The 2,993-nt window shown below is 37.9% G+C and carries 5 protein-coding genes; 4 read left to right on the forward strand and 1 reads right to left on the reverse strand.

From position 1 onward, the window contains the following. Nucleotides 1-129 precede the first annotated feature (129 nt). The gene (locus T515_RS18245; RefSeq protein WP_278245431.1) at nucleotides 130-255 is read right to left on the reverse strand and encodes a hypothetical protein; all 126 of its coding nucleotides are present in this window, start codon (nucleotides 253-255) and stop codon (nucleotides 130-132) included. Nucleotides 256-381: 126 nt separating this feature from the next. Here T515_RS18245 and T515_RS15945 point away from each other — a divergent pair, with 126 nt between their 5' ends. The 4 genes from T515_RS15945 to T515_RS15960 all read left to right on the forward strand — a co-directional run bounded on the left by T515_RS15945 (nucleotide 382) and on the right by T515_RS15960 (nucleotide 2,655). Then, on the forward strand, nucleotides 382-666 hold the full coding sequence (locus T515_RS15945) for a hypothetical protein (RefSeq protein WP_036613481.1): 285 nt from the start codon (nucleotides 382-384) through the stop codon (nucleotides 664-666). A 12-nt stretch (nucleotides 667-678) separates the two neighbouring features. Next, nucleotides 679-966: a hypothetical protein gene (locus tag T515_RS15950; protein WP_036613483.1), complete on the forward strand. Its 288-nt coding sequence runs from the start codon at nucleotides 679-681 to the stop codon at nucleotides 964-966. A 102-nt stretch (nucleotides 967-1,068) separates the two neighbouring features. After that, nucleotides 1,069-2,037 (forward strand): helix-turn-helix transcriptional regulator, encoded by a 969-nt coding sequence (locus T515_RS15955; RefSeq protein WP_036613485.1) that lies wholly within the window; start codon nucleotides 1,069-1,071, stop codon nucleotides 2,035-2,037. A 315-nt stretch (nucleotides 2,038-2,352) separates the two neighbouring features. After that, complete coding sequence (locus T515_RS15960; RefSeq protein ID WP_036613487.1) at nucleotides 2,353-2,655, forward strand: hypothetical protein; 303 nt, start codon at nucleotides 2,353-2,355, stop codon at nucleotides 2,653-2,655. Nucleotides 2,656-2,993: the final 338 nt, after the last annotated feature.

The raw sequence follows: 2,993 nt of genomic DNA on the forward strand, positions 1-2,993 counted from the left end.
ATTTACTCAAGTCTGTCAGAACGGAGGCTGTAAAGAAAATGATACTTCAACAAGTTAAAGCTGCTGTAGATTTTGAAAAAGAAAATATGTATTAATATTACTAAAGGTGTCAATATGGCTGCTTATATTTTAATTATCCTGCCACTGAACCCATACTATCTGTCGTCCATCAGCGTATCTTGGATTCATACTGTCACCGGTAATTCGTACACCGAAATCAGTATCATCCGGAACATTGTATTCCATGTCTCTCATTATGTAACCTCTTTCTAATGGCTAATGACATAATTATTTTTCATAATCATAAACAATTGTTCTTGCAAATCCCCATAAAGCGTTTATACTATTCTAAGAACAGAGGTTTGTTTTATGAGGTGACCTATGATAGCTGATGTAAAACCAAAGAAACGTGCATTCTTGATAGAGAACAATAACCGGGTTGTAGAAGTTGAAGTTGTAAGCGAGCGTGACGGAATGAGTATTGTAAAACTTCTATGTTCATATGGCGGATTCAGAATCCGAAACAATAGACTATACAATACACAATGTGAAGCTGAAGAGGTAATCAAAAAACAATCACAGAAAAGAGTAGTCCATAATGCAAGTAAACCATTGCCAATAAGTCATTCTGTACCATTCATGCATCCACATTCTTTAGGTTGGTAGGAGATATAAGAGATGAGCAAGCGTTTTCCCGTAGATGTAATACTTCAACACAATATAGATGGAAAGATCATACCCATAAGATTAAGATTCACTTCAGAAGCGGGTGAAAGACAGGAGTACAGCGTAAAGGGATACAAAGACTTAACAGGTCAAGAAACACGAACTATGCCGGATGGAGTATATGTCTCAGGTAATGACTTGGTATACCAATGTAATCTGCTCGTGAATAATAAACAAAGGATGATCTATCTGCATAGAAAGGCGGACGGATCTTCATGGTATATGACTGTAATAAGTTAAATTTTCTTATAGCAATGTCTATAAAATATTTGTAATTACGACAGTTATGACATCTGTAAATTCTCCCATATTATGAAAGGACATTCTGGAGGCTACTAATAAATGCAAAGACCAAATTCCAAAGGACGTATTTTAGCCTTGTTTCGATATTTGCAGGATGAAACAGATGAGGAACATCCGGCAGATAAAAAAACAATAATGAATGCCCTTCAGAATAAAGGATATTCCATAACCAGAAATACTTTAGATGACGATATTAAGGTCCTTGAGAGTTTTGGCGTTGATATAATTATTTCAAAATCTCATGAGAATACTTATTTCCTTGGAGAACGAAGATTCCAGCTCCCGGAACTCAAGATGCTGATAGATGCGATTTCATCAGCCAAATTCATTACGGCTGATTCCAGTGCGGAGATAATAACAAAGATAGGTTCCATGGTGAGCAGATACCAGCGTTCCCATATGTCACCACGAATCTTTGTATCAGACCGAATCAAATCAGATAATAATCATCTGCATCTTGTAGTAGACGTAATCGAAAGGGCAATCAACAAAAGGATTGTTATTTCATTTCAGTACATTGACTATTCTCCAGAGAAGAAAAAAATTTTTAAGAACGATGGGGAGATATACCATTGTAGCCCGTATTGCTGCTTATGGAACAATGATTATTACTACCTTCTAGGTTATTCTGAGAAACATAAAAAAGTGATCTCATATCGTATAGACCGTATGATCCATGTAGAGCTGTGCACAAAAGAATATGTTCCACTTCCTGATGGATGTGAGCTTACGGCATTTACCAAAGAGGTTTTCAAGATGTACGACGGTGTTGATCAGGAAGTGGATTTGATTTGTGACAATTCTTTGATGAAAAACCTTGTAGATCAGTTCGGAGAAGATTTCACAACAAGTATTGAAACGGAAGCGACATTTCACGCAACCGTAAAAGTATCAGTAAGCCGTACATTTTATGCATGGGTCTTCCAGTTCGCCGGAGGTATCAGTATTGCTGGACCGAAGAGTGTACGGGAAGAGTACCGGAAAATGCTGAAAAAGGCTATGAATTAAGATTCATATGCCAAAAGTCATATTAGTCAATACGATGGACCTGCTCAAAATATTGGGCAGGTCTATTTTTATAGGTTTGTCTTGTTGAAACAGAACATTAGTTCTGCTATTATTGATTCAGGAATTTTAAATAAGATAATTCCCTTTAGAAATATTTAACGCTAAACAGTTAAATGGTCAGGAAAAGCTTCTGCAGAATGTGGCGAGTGGCTTCGTTAAACGGAAAAACATCTGTAGAGACGCTTTATCGTTTTCTTTCCCTTTATCGATAGAGCGATTGGAATAAAATTTTAGGCTTTTCAGGAGGCATGTTGAATGAGTAGGAAGTTGGACAGAAAAGAGAAGTTTGTGGCATTTTGTAGCTATTGTGGGACATTTCTTCAGGAAACACATGGTGATTGCAATTGCAATGTAGTGTGCACCGGATGTGGAAGGGATATGGCTGTGGTAGTAAGAAATGGCAAGGTCACTGTATTTGAAGAAAGAAATAACGAAGAAGTTCCGGATTATAAAGAAAAGGTCCGCCTGATATGCTATGCCGTAAAGATGAATAAGTTTGGCCGTGATAAAAGCAAACTGATTGCTGAACCTACGGTCAGCTATGGCACAGGTCAGTAAAATAATTTATTTTTCCAAAATTTAATATAGTGAGATCCCTGCGGGTGGAGTGCTAAACCGGTCGCCAGGGCTCTGTCATGAGAAAGCCTTAGCCCGAGGGGGGCGTGGTGCAGAGCCTGAGGTGTTAAAAGAGATACGGATAAGCAAAACGCGGATGGTCAAGAGTTTGCCGAGAGCTGAACTATACGATATAGATGCGATAAGCATCCAAGCATTAGGGTTATTCCCAATGTTGTAACTATTAAAAAATGTAAAGAGGAGCCTGCAAAACGGAAGCTGGTCAACAGAACTGCTGTGTGAGAACACGGATATGTTTTGTATATGACTTAGTATATGTT

This window comes from Oribacterium sp. P6A1, assembly GCF_000702885.1.
GTDB lineage: Bacteria > Bacillota > Clostridia > Lachnospirales > Lachnospiraceae > Oribacterium.